Here is an 18,718-nt window from a genome sequence, read left to right on the forward strand (position 1 = left end):
GGAAACGAAATTTGGTAAAAGCGTTTCTTGTTTATAATATTGCCTTTTGTTACTATAAGCATGTGGAAACCATTAATTCGTTATCGGTTTCCTAGTATAGAAACAAATGTCATTTAAACAGCCATGTTCGGCGGAATGGAAGGTAATATGACTGACAGATCTAAAGTAATATTCGGTAATGTCATTGATGCAAAAGATTACAATAAAGCATTAAAATCCAAAAAGAAATTCATGAAGAAATACGGAGATGATTCAAACGTCGATTATAAGATCAGAGTATCTGACAACGAAGTAATAGGACCAATCCTCGGAGTTAAGAATATAGATGTAACTGCTAAGATTCCTGCAAACGAAGGCACAATTGACAAGGATAAAGCAATCATTGTTGGAAACATCAGAATGGGCTTTGGTCATTACCGTATTTCAATGGCTATGGCTTCTTACGCACAGCACCTTGGATATACACCTTACTGGCTTGATCTTAATTCATTTAAAGAGACAACCTGTACCAAGGTAATCAGTGCTCAGAATGACCTTTATTCCCTTGGTTCAAGGCTTTCCAAGAATCCTATCTTCAATAAGCTCGTCTGGGAGCCTACAAATTATGAAGGATTCAGAGCCCTGACCTACAATTCATCAGATCAGAAGAACGCAGAGCTTATGGCTCCTGTATACAGAAATATTGATAAAGACATTCCTGTTATCGCAACTCATGTATGGCCTGCCCAGGCAGCTATTCATGCAGGAATGAAGCATGTTGTAAATGCAATCCCTGATAACTGGCCAATGGCGCTTCACCTTTCAGAAGGTTCCCTTCACACCATACAGTGCAGAAATGCATACATGGGATACAGGATCCTCAACGGAATGAACAAGAAAAAGGTATGTAGCCCAATGCCTCAGGATTCTCTTGTTTATACAGGCCACTATATAGATTACGAGCTTGTAGAGAACATTGAAAAAGACTGCGAAGCACGCGTGGCCAGAAGAGAAATGAGAAAGCCTATGAGATTTCTTTTGACCATCGGCGGAGCCGGAGCACAGAAGGAAATCTTTGCTGAGATCATTAAGCATCTGATCCCATACATCAGGGATAACAAGGCAGCTCTCTATGTAAATGTTGGTGATTACAGAAACGTCTGGGATGAGCTGGTAAAAGAGATCCCGGGAATGAAGGAACTTGCAACAGAGCATATGGATAAATGGGATGACACCTGCAAGTTTGCAGAGGATGCCCTTGATGAGAACACACTGGTTACAGGAATTCATGGCTTCTATCATGCAGATATCTTCAAGGCTGTATATACAACAAACCTCCTTATGAGAAGCTGCGACGTACTTGTTACAAAGCCAAGTGAACTTGCATTTTACCCGGTTCCCAAGCTCTTTATAAAGAGAGTAGGTAAGCATGAGATGTGGGGTGCAATCCATTCAGCCGAGATCGGCGACGGCACACTGGAGTGCAGAGATATTCCTCATACAATCCAGATGCTTGAGCAGTTCTTAAAGACAGATCTTCTCAATGAAATGTGTGCAAATATTATTGAGAACAAAAAGGCCGGAATCTACGATGGAGCAAAGAAAGTAGTAGAGCTGGCAGTAGCAATGAAAAATAAATAAGCCAAAAGGCGAGGGAGACAATCGTGGAAAAGAGAACTTTAACAGGACTTGAGAAATTTGCATACGGTATCGGTGCGGTTGGAAAAGATATGGTCTACATGCTTTCCGCATCATATGTACTTTACTATTTCCAGGACATCATGGGCGTAAGTGCAATCGCAATGGGTATCATTCTTCTGGTTGCCCGTGTGTTTGATGCATTTAATGACCCTATCATGGGTGTTATCGTAGCCAAGACAAAGACAAAGTGGGGTAAATTCAGACCCTGGCTCATGATCGGTACTATCACAAATACAGTACTGCTCATCATGATGTTCGCAGCACCGCCTTCATTATCACCTAAGGGACTCATTGCTTATGCTGCAGTTACCTACATCATGTGGGGAGTAACCTACACAATGATGGATATTCCTTACTGGTCAATGGTACCTGCCTTTACTGAGAGCGGAAAAGAGAGAGAAGGTCTTTCAGCTCTTGCCCGTTCCTGCGCAGGTGTGGGTTCAGCCATCATCACAATCGTTACAGTTATGAGCGTTGCAGCAATCGGAAGCAGCATGGCAGCTAAGAGCACCGACAATATTGTAAAAGAGTTCGATGCAAGCAATACAGCATTTACATATTATGTAATTGAGAGAGATGCTGACGGTAATGCAACAAGCAACAAGACAGAGCTTTCAGATGCTTCAGTGGATATCGTAGTAACAGGGACTCAGAAGGTATTTGACGGAGCTGTTGGTGATGAGAATACCAAGGCCGGTGTTATTTACCTCAATAATGACAACACAGATTACACCTTTACTGCATCCGGTATAACCCTTGGAAAGTCAGACGGAAACAATGCAATTGAAATTTCCATGGATAGCCAGGATTGCGGAGAAGCAGTAGTTGCAGTCTATGTTCCAACTGAGCAGTACAATGCCATTACATCCGCATCGGATAAGTCACTTAAAATAATGGCTGCATCCACACTTGAAGTTGAGAGACTTGGTTTCAAATACTTCTCCATCATAATCGGCATACTGTTTATTCTCTTTATTACAATTACCTGTGTTTGCATCAAAGAGAAGTCTACAGTTGATATGAAGACAGCTTCAATCGGAGAGATGTTCAGAGCTCTTGTTCAGAATGATCAGGCCATGACAATTGTTATCACCATCGTTCTCGTAAACACAGCGCTTTATATCACATCAAACCTTCTTATTTACTTCTTTAAGTATGACCTTGCAGGAAGCAACTGGCAGGGCAACTACACACTGTTCAACACCTTTGCAGGCGGAATGCAGATCCTTGCTATGATGCTTCTGTTCCCGCTCCTTAGAAAGGCATTTACAACACTTAAGATATTCTATGTTTGCGTAATTGCAGAAATTGCAGGATATATAGTTCTTCTTACCATGGCTCTCAGCGGAGTTACCAATGTATTCGCATTCTTTGTTCCGGGATTCTTTATCATGTCCGGCGCAGGAATCCTCAACGTTGTAGTTACCGTATTCCTTGCAAATACCGTTGACTATGGTGAGATTAAGAACTACAGAAGAGATGAGTCCGTTATCTTCTCGATGCAGACCTTTGTTGTTAAGCTTGCTTCAGGTATCGCAGCTCTTGTTGCATCTATCTGCCTGACAATCTTCAACATTCAGGAGAGCAGCGCAGCAGTTCTTGATATGGCAGGTCTTCTTAACAAAATCGCTAATTCAGGTGTGCTTGCATCAATTGATAACAGCTCAGTAATCGGCCTTAGAATGATCATGACAATCGGACCTACAGTCGTACTTGTGATCGCGCTTTTATTCTTCAAGGCTAAATACATACTTAATGATGAGAAGCTTCAGGAAATCTCCATGGAGCTTGTCATGAGAAAATCAGAAGGCATAGAAGAGAAGTGATTCTCATTCCATACTAAACTCATCTTCATTTCCTTTCCAATGAGTACCGTAATACATTTTACGGTACTTTTTTGGTGTCATTTTTGTCTCTTCGGAAAAGAGCTTTATGAAGTGGCTCTGGGATGAGAAGGACAGATAAGAAGCAATCTCGACCATAGAAGAATCGGAAAACCTGAGAAGGTTCTTGGCCTTATCTATCTTTACTTTTCTTATATAGTCACTTGGAGAGATTCCCATTTCAGACTTGAACAGTCTTGAGATATAGCTTGCTGAATTTCCTGTAAAATCAGCAAGATCTTCAATGGTTATACGCTCCTTGATATGGGCATAGATGTAGTTGATGCACTCGGAAATAGGTCTTGAAAGGGCAGCATTTTGCCTTAGTATCTGCATTCTCTTTGTGTAATCAAGGATCATTTTGTTATGCCACTGTTCAATTTCATCAAGGGTAAAGAGATAATCAAGCCTCTGAATATAATGGTCTGAAAGCCTGAAAGAGAGCTCCATTTCCATACCGTTTTCGGTGCATATTCTTGAAACGAGTGCAGCTGTAACAATGAAGTGATACTTAAGATTAAGGACAGGGTCTTTTGACAAAACACCTACACCCTCATTGTCCATAAATCTATGCTGGCGGCAGTTTTCCAATATAGCTTCGACATCGCCTCCTGCAACCTGTCTGTAGAACAATAGCTCATCGTTCTGGCTTCTGTGTATCATTTCTTTATCAAGATTAAAGAGCTTTTCAGTATCCATAGTTTTCTCCTGCATCCTATCTGCTTCTGCAAATGATAACATATCCATGCTTTAAAATGCAATTTAATGTCATGAATATGTTATTTTTTCTTTGCTTTTGATATAGAAATTACAAAAAATGTATTAACATGACCTTTGTAATTCAACTATAAGTTTTGGGTAAGGAGATGCTTATGAAAAAGTTTAGACGCAGAAGCTTAAGTGTTATAGCAATGTCGGCTTGCCTGGCATTTACAGGAATTCAGTTTCCGGTAATAGCTAACGCAGAGACAGATGCTGCAGATGACGGTTATTCTCTTGTCTGGTCTGATGAATTCGAGGATGGGGCCCTTAATACATCGGATTGGAACGTAGAGCAGCATGAGCCCGGCTGGGTTAATGCAGAGCTTCAGAGATATACTTCTCTCGACGAGGGTAACATTGAGGTAAGAGACGGAAATCTCGTTATCAAGCCTCATGTAACAGAACCTGAAGTAACCGAAGAAGAAAGCTCAGAGCCGGTAGAAGTTAAGGAAACAGATGTAGACTTCACTGTTGATTTCGGAGCAGATACATCAGAGTCAATTGCAGTTCAGATCAATTTTGGTCTTATCGGTGATGGCTTTGAAGGGACCTCAGGTGCTGCAAACGTAACTATTTCAGAAGTTTCATTAAAAGATATTACAGATGAAGAGAATGTAGTCGAAGTTTTCTCATCTTTTGATTCAAGCTGGATGGGAGGAGTAACATCTCCTGCGACAGGGAGCTTTTGCTTCGATAACGGAGCAGCCTATCTTACGATCGAAAATGCAGGTGATCAAAACTGGAATTTTCAGATTCAAAAAACCGGTATTACTTTCGAAACAGGACATAAGTACAGCTTCCATATGAAAGCATCATCTGATGCAGACAGATCAGTTGAACTCAGCGCTCTTGATCCTGACAACGGATATGCATGGTACGGCGGTACAAAGGCTCTTATCGAAGGCAGCGCAGCTCAGGGAAATAGTGGATCTGCCGGCAGTGGAAAAAGAGAAATCACTTCAGGCCGTATTACTACTCAGAATAAACACGATTTCACATACGGACGTTTCGAGGCAAGAGCTAAGGTTCCTGCAGGTCAGGGATATCTTCCTGCATTCTGGCTCATGGCTACAGATGAGGGATTCTACGGACAGTGGCCAAAATGTGGTGAGATCGACATCATGGAAGTAATGGGACAGAATACATCAAAGTCCTATCACACAATCCATTACGGATACAGCGCAGGAACAGGACATAAAGAGAACCAGGGAACAAAGGTCCTTTCTGACGGAAGCTTCTCAGACGAGTTCCATACCTACACACTTGATTGGGATCCAGGCAAGCTCACATGGTATGTTGATGGCGAGGAAGTTTACACAACAAGTGACTGGTACACAGGAACCGATGATGACAATCAGGTTACATATCCTGCACCTTTTGATCAGAACTTCTACATCATTCTTAATCTCGCCGTAGGCGGAAGCTGGGTTGGATATCCTGATGATGCAGCCTATGCTGATATGAACAACCAGGCATATGAGATTGATTATGTAAGAGTTTATCAGAAGTCTGCTGAGGAATATGAGAGACTTGAAGCAGAATGTAAGCGCCCTGAGAAGGAAGAAGTTAAATTCAGGGAAGCAGATGAGACCGGCAACTTTGTAATTAACGGGGATTTTGCAAAGGAGATCGGAATTGACGGCGATGCATCAGCTGATAGGGACAATTGGAAGTTCCACACAGAATCAGATGCTGCAGGCGCAACATACGCTATAAAAGATAATTCCATAAAAGTAACACCTGAAAAAGCAGGTTCACAGAACCACAGCGTACAGCTCAAGCAGGAAAACATTCCTATGTACAAAGGCTGGGAATATGAGTTTTCTTTCGATGCTGTAGCGGATGAAGAGAGAGACATTGTAATTGATGTGGAAGGTCCTGACAGAGGCTGGACCAGATACATGCAGGATACAACCGTAAGAGTTGGAACAACCAAGCAGAGCTACAGCTACACATTTACAATGAATGACAAGAATGATCCAAACGGATCACTTGAGTTTAACTTTGGTAAGAACACTCCTGCATCAGCAGTAACAATTTCAAACGTAAGACTTACACACAAGTCAGGCGATGAGATCGTTGACGACAACGCTAAGGTTATCAGACCTGATGGAAACTATATCTATAACGGATCCTTTGATCAGGGCGATAGAAGACTTGGTTACTGGGAGTTTGATGAAGAAGATGCGCAGTACATTTCAGTAACTAATTCAGGATCAAAGAGAGAACTTAAAGTAACTGTTCCTGAAGGTAAGAGCGTAACTGTTAAGCAGTCAGAGCTTTCACCGATTGGCAAGGGTCAGTATGAGCTTTCATTTAACGCAAGATTTGAGAATGGCGCAGCTGACGGACTTACAGTTAATATGGCAGGAAACAGCTATGCACCTGAGCTTACAGACACAGACTCTAAATTTTCCAAAAAGCTTAATTATGATGAGGATCTTGACAGGGCAGCATCAAATGTAGAGCTCAAATTTGAGAAAGCCGGAACATATTATCTGGATAACATTTTCTTTACAGAATCAGCTCTTATTAAGAATGGTTCATTTAACGCAGGTATGGCAAGCTTCAGCCCATATATCGACTCTCAGGTAAAGGCAAATTATGTTGTTGATAATATGAATGGAAACGACAATACATTTGCAATCACTATTGAGGACACAGTAGCAGAGTCTGCTGCCAACGACTGGTACGTACAGCTCAACCAGGACGGTGTTACTCTTGAGCAAGGAAAGAGCTACAGATTGTCCCTGAGAATGAAGTCCTCAATCGAGAGAAAAGTTAAGTACTGCATGCAGCAGTTTGAAGGAGACTGGGCTAACTATTCAGGAAACGGACCTGTAACAATCGGACCGGAATGGCAGACCTTCACAACTGAATTTAAGATGGAGTATCCTACAGATACAAAATCAAGATTTAATGTGACTATGGGGTCAATCGACGGTGAGAGAATTGTTCAGCAGCACGATGTATTTATCGACGATATCTCTCTTATTGAGATTGATGAAGCTGTAGTAGAGCCTGTAGTCCCTCAGCCTGGAGATGATCCGGTGGTAGAGCCGGTAGACCCTCAGCCCGGAGATGATCCGGTGGTAGAGCCGGTAGACCCTCAGCCCGGAGATGATCCGGTGATTGAGCCGGAAAACCCTGATCAGCCTGAGCCTGAACCTGAGCCACAGCCGGAGCCTGTAATTGTGATCCCTCCTATCATTCAGATAATTGCTCCTGTGGTAAAAGTGGTCAAGAAGATTGTAGTAACAGTATTCAGCATTCTTAGAAGACTGTTCTGGTAATAGCAAAAATTCAATATACCCTACACACTGCTCCCTGATAATAAACCCTGATTATCAGGGAGCTTTTCGTTGTAAAAACATGGGTTTTGTAGTATTCTATATCTTGTAGAATTATTTGAAATTAGCCCTTTTTGGCATACAACATGTTGACAATAGATTGACTATGATCGAATGCAAACAGATGGAAAAGTTAATTCCGCAGTTTCTTGATGATGACCTGGATAATCAGGACCTTGCTGACTTTTTGGATCACATTGATAACTGCCCCGAGTGCAAGGAGGAGCTGACAATACAGTTCCTGGTCCGCGTAGGTATGCAGAGACTTGAGGATGGTAACACCTTCAACCTTGTCAAGGAGCTTGAGAGAGAGCTTGCGGATGCTAAGAAGAAAATGCACCGAAGGAAAACCCTGGTGCTTATAAGCTACATACTTGAGATCGCAGTGGCAGCAATGTTTGCACTGTGTCTTTTGCTTGCAATCGCACTTTAAACCCGGAGAAATATGTCTGACAACAAACTGATAATTGATGGAACCAAGTTAATAAGAGATGCTTTTTATGCAATCCCTGATTTTACCGATGCTGAGGGTAACCATATCAGTGGTCTCTACGGTGCATTTTTTAAGTTAAAAGAGCTTATGGCGGGTGGAGCTTCTTCCCTTGAGATAACCTTTGACGGTGATACAAGCTCTTTTACCAAAGATGTATCCTGGCAGGTCAATAAGTTTAAGGAACTTATCGGCTCGATTGAGGGAGCTTCTATAGATGCGAAATTTGAAGTGACTGAAACTGTAAGAGCAGCTGTAGAAGAGATTTTAAAGAATTTATCACCATCAGGTTCTGTCAAGGAACTTCCCAAGTTTAAGCATGCACTTACCATAACGTCTGACTTAGGCGAAGTAGAGCAGATTTTTGCAGACGCAGCAAAGACATGCGAAGGCAATCCTGATAGCTATGTAGGTTATCATTTTGTAACTGAGAAAACAGGAAACGGTAAATCTGACGTAGAAGTCCTTGGACTTTCTATTTGCTTTAGTGAGGATAAGGCTTTTTACATTCCTGTAATTAACTTCATAACAGCCGCCTACCTTGGAGAGAAGTTAGCCGGACTTAGCAGTTTGGTATCACTTTCCGGCTTTGATATGAAGGAGGACTTCAGATTCTTTGTTCCTGCTGAGATGAAGAACAGATCAGAAGGCTACAAGCAATCTGATGAGAGCTATAAGAATAGTGCAAGAACATTTGATGTTCTGATTGGTGCTTACGTAATAAATCCAATCAAGAACGACTATCAGCCATGGGATATCAGCAATGAATATCTTGGCATTCCACTTCCTAAGATGAGCGATGTCTTTGGAAAAGAAAAACTTTCAAACAGCGATGAGAATACCGTTGCAGATTATGCAGGCAAGATAGCTGCAGTATGTTTCTTAAGCGCTCCTGTCATCAGGAAGAAACTGCAAAAGACGGGTATGGAAGAGCTCTTTTACAATATCGAAATGCCTCTTTCATATATCCTGTTTGAGATGGAGAAAGAAGGAATCATCGCAAGAAGAGATGCCCTCAAAGAATACGGAGATAAGCTTCAGATTCGTATTACGGAGCTTGAGAAGCTGATATACGATGCTGCAGGCTGTGAGTTTAACATCAATTCACCCAAGCAGCTGGGAGAAATATTATTTGAAAAACTGGGACTTCCTGCAGAAAAGAAGACAAAGTCAGGCTATTCAACAGCAGCTGATGTCCTTGAGAAGCTTGCACCTGAGCACAAGATTGTAGCAGATATCCTTGAATACAGAGGACTTGCTAAACTCAAATCAACTTATGCCGACGGCCTTGCTAATTTCATAGAAAAAGATGACAGGATCCATACAAGCTTTAACCAGACAATAACAGCAACAGGACGTATCAGTTCAACAGAGCCGAACCTTCAGAATATCCCTATGAGAACTGAACTTGGAAGGCTCATTCGTAAGGTCTTTGTACCAAAAGATGGCTATGTATTTGCAGATGCTGATTATTCGCAGATTGAGCTTAGGATTCTTGCTCACATGTCAGAGGATCAGGGGCTTATCAGTGCTTATCACGAGGGCGATGATATTCACAGAATTACAGCTTCCAAGGTTTTCCATGTTCCCTTTGAAGAAGTTACACCCCTTCAGAGGAGAAATGCCAAGGCTGTTAACTTCGGTATAGTTTATGGAATCAGCTCCTTTGGCTTATCTCAGGATCTTTCAATTTCCGTAGGAGAAGCTAAGGAGTACATGGAGAAGTACTTTGAGACTTATCCGGGAGTTCGTGATTATCAGAACAAAGTCATTCAGGATGCCAAGAACAAAGGCTATTCCGAGACTATGTTCGGAAGAAGAAGACCTATCCCTGAGCTTAAGTCAGGTAATTACATGATGAGGCAGTTTGGTGAAAGAGTTGCGATGAATGCGCCGATCCAGGGAACAGCTGCTGATATCATGAAGATTGCCATGATAAATGTCTTTTTCAGACTTAAGAGAGAAGAATTAAAATCCAGACTTATATTGCAGATCCATGATGAACTTCTGATTGAGACCGCACCTGATGAAATAGATAAGGTTTCGGATATACTTACAACAGAAATGGAGAAGGCAGTAGAGCTTTCAGTACCGATGGAAGTTGACTGCCATACAGGAAGTGACTGGTATGAAGCAAAATAAGCTGACCTATGGAAAGACCAATATCATCGGAATAACAGGAGGCGTAGGCGCCGGAAAGAGCGCCATCCTGGAGTTTCTTGCGCAGAATTATAATGCAAGAGTTGTTTATTCTGACATTGTAGCCAATGACATCAAGAAAAAAGGCTATCCTGCCTATGATGAGCTTGTTGAGCTCTTTGGAGATGGCATAGTTGGTGATGATGGAGAAATAGACAAAAAGAAGATGGCAGAAGCCATTTTCGCTGATGAAAAACTCCTTTCCAAGGTTAATAATATTTTGCATCCTGCAGTAAATACATTTATTATTAATATAATAGACAGTGAGAGAGAACAGAATCAGCTGGACTTTGTATTTGTGGAAGCAGCTCTTTTGATTGAAAACGGATATAAGAGATTTGTGGATGAACTGTGGTATGTCTACGCAGATGAGCCTACAAGGCGAAGTCGCCTTAAGTCATCAAGAGGCTACAGCGACGAGAAGATAGACAGTATCTTTGCTTCGCAGCTTGATGAAAAGACCTTTAGAGAGAATGCAGACTTCGTTATAGATAACAGCGCCGATTTGGATTATGCCAAAGCGCAAATAGACAAAAAACTTGGGGAGTGGAAAGCAAAATGGCAAGCTTAGAACAGGCAGATCAGAAGGTTGTTTACGGACTCGACATCGGAACCAGAAGTGTTGTTGGAACTGTCGGATATATGAATGACAACCAGTTTAATGTTATTGCTCAGGCTGTTGAGAAGCATGAGACAAGAGCTATGCTGGATGGACAGATTCATGACATCGGCAAGGTTGGCGCTACCATCAGAAAGGTAACGGATAAGCTTGAACAGCAGACAGATATCCATCTGACAGATGTATGCATAGCTGCTGCCGGTCGTGTACTTCAGACTGTAAGGACAACCTATGAGTACGAGTATCCGGATAACCACACCATAACCGATGAAGATATCTATAACCTGGATTCGGCTGCAGTTGAGCAGGCGTATTCGGAGTTTCTTAAAAAGAACACATCTGACCTTAAGTTTTATCTGGTCGGATATTCTGTTATGCATTACTACCTTGATGGATATCAGATTGCAAACCTTGAGGGCCACAATGCAGGCAAGGTAAGCGTTGAGCTTATTGCTACATTCCTTCCGGATGACTGCGTAGATGGTCTTTATAAGGCATGTGAGAGAGCAAGCCTTAACGTTGCAAATCTTACTCTCGAGCCTATCGCAGCTATGATGGTTGCAATCCCTGACAGATTCAGAATGTTGAACCTTGCTCTTGTAGACGTCGGAGCAGGTACTTCCGATATTTGTGTAACAGATGACGGTTCAATCACTGCCTACGGAATGCTTCCTATAGCAGGTGATGATATCACAGAGATAATTGCCCAGCACTGCCTGGTTGACTTTAATTCAGCTGATGAGATCAAGATCAAAGCCAGCCATCAGGATCAGGTAGAATATGTCGATATCATGGGCCTTAACAAGACCATCAGTGCCAAGGAAATCTCGCGTCTTATCAAGCCCAAGGTTGAAGAAATGGCACAGAAGGCTACAGATGAAATAAAGCGCCTTAATGGCGATAGAGCTGTCAGCGCTGTATTTGTCGTTGGTGGAGGCGGATGTGTGCCCGGATATACCAAGGCTATAGCCAAGGATATGGATATTCCTGAGGAGCGTGTAGCTCTTAGAGGTGAGGAAGTAATGAAGAACATTACTTTCCTTAACAACGATGGAATAGACAAGGATTCACTTCTTGTAACTCCTCTTGGTATCTGCATCAGCTACTATGAGGAAGCCAACAACTTCATCTTTGTTTCATTTAACGGAACACAGACCAAGATTTATGACAATGGTAAGCTTCAGATTGTGGATGCTGCCATGCAGGCTGCATTCCCTAATGAGGACCTTTTCCCTAAGAGAGGCGCAGAACTTAAATATACCGTAAACGGCAAGGAGAGAACATCAAGAGGTGAACCAGGTGAAGCTGCAGTTATTCAGCTTAACGGCAAGCCTGCAGATATTCACTCCAAGATCCATGCCAACGACATTATAAATGTTACTCCTTCAACTGCCGGAGCTCCCGGTAAGGCTACAATTGAGAGCATTCCTGAATTTAAGACTAAGTTCAATGTAAATGTAAACGGAAAGAGTGTAGAAGCATCCAGATATGCAACCGTTAACGGAGAAGCTCAGACCGGTTACTATGACATTTCTGCCGGTGATGATGTCAAGATCCTTGACTACAACACAGCAGCTCAGATTGCTGAACTTATGGATATCACCATTACTGAAGATACTGTGATCATCGTCAACAATGAAAGAGGCGATATAAACACTCCTGTTTACGAGAACTTTAAGGTTGAGTTCAAGGATCAGGAAGATATGATCATGGATTACTATAAGGATTTTCCGAGTGCCGATGAGATGGCTATTTCTCAGGCTAATGAAGAATCCTATGAGAACATGGACTATGAAGCAAGGCTAAAAACTGACAAAGATGGTCAGCTCTCTTTTGATGACCTTCCTGATGATGACGGAACATATGAAAAGAGCGAGAGCGAAGATGCAGAACCTGAGGTTGTAAGAAATATCCTTGCTCACGACCTTCATATTATTGTTAACAATGAAGCTATAACACTTCATGGAAAGGCAGATTATATCTTTGTTGATATTTTTGATGCCATCGACTTTGATCTTTCAAAGCCAAACGGAAGGAGCATCGTAACAACACTTAATGGCTCCACACCGGATTATATGCAGCCTATAAAAGAAGGCGATAAGATAGAGGTTTATTGGAAATAATGCGATTTACAAGTATTGCCAGCGGAAGCAGCGGAAACTGTACCTATGTGGGTTCAGATAATACACACATCCTTGTGGACGCCGGAGTTAGTAAGAAAAGAATTGAAGAAGGATTGTGCCAGCTGGATCTGGGATTTGATGATATCAGCGCAATTTTCGTGACCCATGAACATACAGATCATATAGCAGCCATTCGCACTATCCTTAAGAAACATCACATTCCTGTTTATGCCACAGAAGGCACCATTACAGGCATCAGAAACTCTGACAAAAAGGGTGAAATTGACTTTTCATCCTTTGTTCCTGTCAGGGCAGATGAAGCTGTTGTAGTAGGTGACATGATTATAAATCCAATGAAGATTTCCCACGATGCTCTTGAGCCCTGCGGCTATAGAGTTTATTGTGGCGATAAAAAGGTTGGCATCGCAACAGACCTTGGCTGTTATGACCAGTATACAGTCAGTGCTCTGTCAGGCTGCGATGCTCTTTTGTTGGAAGCAAATCACGATGTGAGAATGCTTCAGACAGGGCCTTACCCTTATGTTTTGAAGTCCAGGATCCTTGGCGATAAGGGGCATCTCTCCAATGAAAAGAGCGGAGAGCTTCTGTGCAGTCTTTTAAATGAAAAGATGAAAGGCATATTCTTGGGACACCTGTCCAAGGAAAACAATCTGCCCGAACTTGCCTATGAAACGGTAAGAGTCGAGATTGAAATGGGTGACAATCCTTATCACGGCAACGATTTTCATATAATGGTTGCGGAGAGAAGCTGTATTTCACCTATAATTGAATTCTGAGTATTTAGAAGTGGAGGAGAGCGTTATGAATAAAACTATCATTACAGTAGTCGGAAAAGACACTGTCGGCATCATTGCCAAAGTCTGCACCTATCTTGCAGAATCAGGTATCAATATTCTTGATATTTCCCAGACAATAGTCAGCGGATATTTCAACATGATGATGATTGTTGATATGTCAAAGACAGCCAAGGAATTTAATACTGTAGCTGATGACCTTGAGACTCTTGGTAAAGACATCGGAGTAGTAATAAAGTGTCAGCGCGAAGAGATATTTGACTCTATGCATAGGGTTTAAGTGAGGTGCAACAATGATAAATATACACGAGGTCGTAGAGACCAACGAAATGATTGAAAAGGAAAACCTGGATGTAAGGACCATTACTCTGGGCATAAGCCTTTTGGACTGTATAGACAGTGACCTTAATAAGCTTTGTGACAACATTTACAACAAGATCTATGACACAGCAAAAGACCTTGTAAAGACCGGAGACCAGATTGCAAGAGAATTTGGTATTCCTATTGTAAATAAGAGAATTTCAGTAACACCCATATCACTGATCGGCGGAGCAGCATGCAAGAGCCCTGAGGACTTCGCAAAAATAGCTGCAACTCTTGATAAAGTTGCAAGGGCAGTAGGAGTTAACTTTATCGGTGGCTATTCAGCTCTTGTAAGCAAGGGAATGACTGATTCGGATAAGATGCTGATAGAGTCGATTCCACTTGCACTTTCAACAACAGATGTTGTCTGCTCGTCAATAAACGTAGGCTCCACTAAGACCGGTATCAATATGGATGCTGTAAGGCTTATGGGAACCATTGTTAAGAAGACTGCCGAAGCCACTAAGGAAAAGGATTCACTTGGATGTGCCAAGCTGGTAATTTTCTGTAACGCACCTGATGATAACCCGTTTATGGCAGGAGCATTCCATGGCGTAACTGAGGCTGACAAGATAATCAATGTAGGTGTTAGCGGACCCGGAGTAGTTAAGACGGCGCTTGAAAAGGTAAGAGGTGAGAACTTTGAAGTGCTGTGCGAGACCATCAAAAAGACAGCTTTCAAGGTAACCAGAGTCGGACAGCTCGTCGCTCAGGAAGCATCAAAGAGACTTGGCGTTCCATTTGGAATAATTGATCTTTCTCTTGCACCTACACCTGCAATTGGTGACAGTGTTGCTGACATACTCCATGAGATTGGAGTAGAACACGCCGGAGCACCCGGTACAACTGCAGCTCTGGCTCTTTTAAATGATCAGGTTAAAAAGGGCGGAGTAATGGCATCAAGTTATGTCGGAGGACTTTCCGGAGCATTCATCCCTGTTAGTGAGGATCAGGGAATGATCGATGCAGTAGAAGCCGGAGCACTTACATTAGAGAAACTCGAAGCCATGACCTGTGTATGTTCTGTTGGACTTGATATGATCGCAATCCCCGGAGATACCAAGGACACAACAATAGCAGGAATCATTGCGGATGAGATGGCAATCGGTATGATCAATCAGAAGACAACAGCTGTAAGACTTATTCCTGTTATCGGAAAAGGCGTCGGTGAGACTGTTGAGTTTGGCGGACTTTTGGGATATGCGCCAATAATGCCTGTAAACAAGTTCTCCTGTGATGAATTTGTAAACAGAGGAGGAAGAATACCGGCACCTGTACACAGCTTTAAGAACTAAGGGTTTGTTTTTGAGGAGAGGGAAATGGAAAATGCAAAGACTAATAAGAGCTGGCTTACAGCTCTTATCATTGGACTTAGTATTGTGGCAAGCTGCTTATGTTTAGCACTTGGACTGTCTCATTTCAGATCAGAGAGTGTTCATACAATTTCAGCAACAGGAAGTGCAAATGTAGATTTTGAGTCTGACCTTATTATCTGGAGAGGCTCTTTTTCTGCTGCCGATTACACTTCAAAAGCAGCTTATGACAAGATAAAGAAAGACAGTGCTGTAGTTAAGAACTACCTTATTGCCAACGGAATAACAGAAGATGAGATAATCTTCAATTCAGTTGATATCTGGAAAACTTACAAGGACATCTATGATGACAACGGTAATTACATCGGAAGAGAACAGGACGGATACAGCCTGTCCCAGTCTGTATCTGTTACTTCAACAGATATCGACAAGGTAGAGAAGATCTCAAGAGATATCTCAAGCCTTCTTGAGACCGGCGTTGAATTCGAGTCACAGGCTCCCGAGTATTACTACACAGGTCTTGATGACCTTAAGCTCTCTCTTATCGAGCAGGCAACTGCCAATGCAAGAGAGAGAATCGATATAATGGCCAAGAATTCCGGTGCAAAAGTTGGAAAACTTAGAAACTCAAGTCTTGGAGTATTCCAGATTACTGCAACTAATTCAGGTACAAGCAGTTACTCCTATGACGGAGCATTCGATACGACATCCAGAAATAAGACTGCTTCTATTACAGTAAAGCTGGAATATGACCTTAAATAAGGTCTGTTTATAAAGAGAGGGAAGTTATGAAAAGGAATTTTATGAAAAGGATTTTTTCTGTGGCTTTGTCCGCATTTTTGGCGGCGGGCATGATTGGCTGCGGAAATGCTGAAACTGTTACGCCTGAAGTAACGGAGGAAACTCCGGAAGTGCAGGAACAGGCGACGCAAGAACTTACTACTGAGGAGTCTTGTACAGAAGAAACTGCCGAGACTGAAAAGGAAGTGGAGCCCATTGAGCTTACCGGTGAAAACATGCTGGAAAATGGAGACTTTTCAAATGGCACCGAACTTTGGGGGACTTTTTGCCAGGATGGATTGGCTGAGATTTCAGTTACAGGGGACGGTGAACTTGATGTAGATATTAAGAACCTTGGAACTGTTGCACACGGGGTTCAGTTATATCATGATGGCTTTTCTCTCGATGAGGGCTGTGTTTACAAGATTACTTTTGATTGCTATTCAGATATAGAAGACAAGTGGCTCGAAATGCGTTTTCAGCTAAACAGCGGTGATTATCACGCATATTTTGAAGACCATTTAAAGATAGGAAAAGAAAAACAGAACCACGAATATACATTTACCATGAATGAGACAGGAGATCCGGCTCCCAGATTTTGCTTTAACATGGGCGTCGTAGAGGATATGGATAAGAATACTCCTGAACACCATGTATATTTCGATAACTTTGAACTTACTTTGATAGATGCTACCAACAGAGTTGCAAGCAGTGGAGGTGTTGATGTGCCTGATATTGCTGTAAATCAGATTGGATATCTTCCAGGTTCATACAAGAGCGCTACATTAAGAGGATCAGCTCTTAATAAGACAGCTGTTCTTATCAATGAAGATACAGGTGAAAGCGTTTTTGAAAAAGAAATCAAGAACAGCATTGATGATCCGGATACCGGAGAGAAGGAAGCTATCTTTAATTTCTCTGATATCACTGATGAAGGAACATATCATGTAGAAGCCGGAGATGCAGTATCTCACAGCTTTAAGATCTCCAAAAATGTATATGATGATGCCTTCAAGGCATCAATCAAGATGCTTTACTATCAGAGATGCGGAACAGAGCTTACAAAGGATCTTGCAGGCGAATTTGCTCACCTTGTTTGCCACTCAGATATGGCAGTTTTATATGAGGATGCTTCCAAGAAGCTCGATGTATCAGGCGGATGGCATGATGCAGGAGATTATGGCAGATACTCGGTAGCAGGAGCTAAGGCTGTTGCTGATCTTCTCCTTGCTTATGAGAACTATCCCGGTGTATTTGATGATGCTGTCGGAATTCCTGAGAGTGGTAACGGAATACCAGATATCCTTGATGAGGCAAAATATGAACTCGACTGGCTCTTTAAGATGCAAAGAGAAGACGGCGGAGTATATCACAAGGTAACATGCAGAAACTTCCCGGGAGAGATCATGCCTGAGGAAGAGACTGATGAGCTTGTTATCATGCCTGTGACAACCACTTCAACTGCAGACTTTGCAGGTGTAATGGCCATGGCATCACGAGTTTATGCCGGAATTGACAAGGAATATGCTGACAAGTGCCTTGATGCTGCCAAGAAGGCCGCTGAATATATCGCAAAGACACCTCGCGATCCGAAGGGCTATAAAAATCCTGCTGATATCTCTACAGGTGAGTATGAAGATGTTAATGACGTAGATGAGAGATTCTGGGCGTATGCAGAACTCTTTAAGACAACCGGAGATAAGGCTTATGAGGAACTTCTAAAGAACGAGCTTCCTGATAACGGGTACTCACTTGGCTGGCAGGGCGTAGCAGGATACGGCGGATATGCTTATCTTACAGCTAAGGATGCTGATGCAGCTACACTTGAAATGGTTAAGTCCGAAGCAAACAAGATGGCAAAAGAAGTGGTATCCAATTCTGCCAAGTACGCATATGGCTCTTCAATAGTTGGAGCTTATCCATGGGGAAGTAACCTTACCATTGCCAATAATGGTCAGTATATGTTCATGATGAAGGGACTTATTGATACTTACAACAAGAACGTTGCAGACATGCAGCTTAACTATCTGTTTGGTAATAACGCTACAGGCTACTGTTTCCTTACAGAGTTTGGAACAATTTACTCTGATCATCCGCACCACAGACCTTCACAGGCTAAGGGCGTAACTGTACCGGGTATGCTTGTAGGCGGTCCTAACAGTGGACTCAATGACCCTTATGTCCAGAATGTACTTAGAGGAGCAGCAAGTGCTAAATGCTATGCGGATAATGCTCAGAGTTATTCAACCAACGAGATCACAATCTATTGGAACTCACCTCTTATCTATCTGCTTGCTGCAGAAATTTCTGAGACCAATTAAGGTCTTGTCAAAAAATATAA

At 42.2% G+C, this 18,718-nt stretch carries 13 protein-coding genes and 1 pseudogene; 13 read left to right on the forward strand and 1 reads right to left on the reverse strand.

The window, feature by feature from the left end:
• The first annotated feature begins 147 nt into the window (after positions 1-147).
• From G632_RS0100300 to G632_RS22570, 3 genes and pseudogenes are all read left to right on the forward strand, one after another.
• On the forward strand, positions 148-1,620 hold the full coding sequence (locus tag G632_RS0100300; protein WP_022767036.1) for a DUF6937 domain-containing protein: 1,473 nt from the start codon (positions 148-150) through the stop codon (positions 1,618-1,620).
• A gap of 89 nt (positions 1,621-1,709) precedes the next feature.
• Positions 1,710-2,168 (forward strand): annotated as a pseudogene (locus G632_RS22565) (MFS transporter); the annotation flags it as partial.
• A gap of 6 nt (positions 2,169-2,174) precedes the next feature.
• A complete protein-coding gene (locus G632_RS22570) occupies positions 2,175-3,506 on the forward strand; it encodes an MFS transporter (protein ID WP_442852498.1) in 1,332 nt (443 codons plus the stop codon).
• Between the two features lie 3 nt (positions 3,507-3,509).
• On the opposite strand, the gene G632_RS0100310 is transcribed toward G632_RS22570, so the two are convergent.
• The gene (locus G632_RS0100310) at positions 3,510-4,262 is read right to left on the reverse strand and encodes a helix-turn-helix transcriptional regulator (RefSeq protein WP_022767038.1); all 753 of its coding nucleotides are present in this window, start codon (positions 4,260-4,262) and stop codon (positions 3,510-3,512) included.
• Positions 4,263-4,435: 173 nt separating this feature from the next.
• Here G632_RS0100310 and G632_RS18370 point away from each other — a divergent pair, with 173 nt between their 5' ends.
• The 10 genes from G632_RS18370 (at position 4,436) to G632_RS0100360 (ending at position 18,698) form a co-directional block, all read left to right on the forward strand.
• Positions 4,436-7,618 (forward strand): carbohydrate binding domain-containing protein, encoded by a 3,183-nt coding sequence (locus tag G632_RS18370; RefSeq protein WP_022767039.1) that lies wholly within the window; start codon positions 4,436-4,438, stop codon positions 7,616-7,618.
• A 181-nt stretch (positions 7,619-7,799) separates the two neighbouring features.
• Positions 7,800-8,108, forward strand: a complete 309-nt coding sequence (locus G632_RS0100320) for a zf-HC2 domain-containing protein (protein ID WP_196802256.1) — start codon at positions 7,800-7,802, stop codon at positions 8,106-8,108.
• A 12-nt stretch (positions 8,109-8,120) separates the two neighbouring features.
• On the forward strand, positions 8,121-10,307 hold the full coding sequence (gene polA, locus G632_RS18375) for a DNA polymerase I (protein WP_022767041.1): 2,187 nt from the start codon (positions 8,121-8,123) through the stop codon (positions 10,305-10,307).
• Positions 10,294-10,935: a dephospho-CoA kinase gene (coaE, locus tag G632_RS0100330; protein WP_022767042.1), complete on the forward strand. Its 642-nt coding sequence runs from the start codon at positions 10,294-10,296 to the stop codon at positions 10,933-10,935. The genes polA and coaE overlap by 14 nt, the downstream gene beginning before the upstream one ends.
• Entirely contained in the window at positions 10,923-13,106 is a 2,184-nt protein-coding gene (locus G632_RS0100335) for a cell division protein FtsA (protein WP_022767043.1), read from the forward strand. Before coaE ends, G632_RS0100335 begins: the two co-directional genes overlap by 13 nt.
• Positions 13,106-13,903 carry an MBL fold metallo-hydrolase gene (locus G632_RS0100340; protein WP_022767044.1) on the forward strand — a complete coding sequence of 266 codons (798 nt, stop codon included), beginning with the start codon at positions 13,106-13,108 and terminating at the stop codon, positions 13,901-13,903. The genes G632_RS0100335 and G632_RS0100340 overlap by 1 nt, the downstream gene beginning before the upstream one ends.
• A 25-nt stretch (positions 13,904-13,928) precedes the next feature.
• Positions 13,929-14,201: an ACT domain-containing protein gene (locus tag G632_RS0100345; RefSeq protein WP_022767045.1), complete on the forward strand. Its 273-nt coding sequence runs from the start codon at positions 13,929-13,931 to the stop codon at positions 14,199-14,201.
• Between the two features lie 13 nt (positions 14,202-14,214).
• Positions 14,215-15,579 carry a PFL family protein gene (locus G632_RS0100350; RefSeq protein WP_022767046.1) on the forward strand — a complete coding sequence of 455 codons (1,365 nt, stop codon included), beginning with the start codon at positions 14,215-14,217 and terminating at the stop codon, positions 15,577-15,579.
• A 24-nt stretch (positions 15,580-15,603) separates the two neighbouring features.
• Positions 15,604-16,359, forward strand: a complete 756-nt coding sequence (locus tag G632_RS0100355; protein WP_022767047.1) for an SIMPL domain-containing protein — start codon at positions 15,604-15,606, stop codon at positions 16,357-16,359.
• 41 nt (positions 16,360-16,400) lie between these two features.
• On the forward strand, positions 16,401-18,698 hold the full coding sequence (locus tag G632_RS0100360) for a glycoside hydrolase family 9 protein (protein WP_196802257.1): 2,298 nt from the start codon (positions 16,401-16,403) through the stop codon (positions 18,696-18,698).
• The last annotated feature ends 20 nt before the right edge of the window (positions 18,699-18,718 follow it).

The sequence above is a fragment of the Butyrivibrio sp. NC2007 genome (genome assembly GCF_000421405.1).
Lineage (GTDB): Bacteria > Bacillota > Clostridia > Lachnospirales > Lachnospiraceae > Butyrivibrio.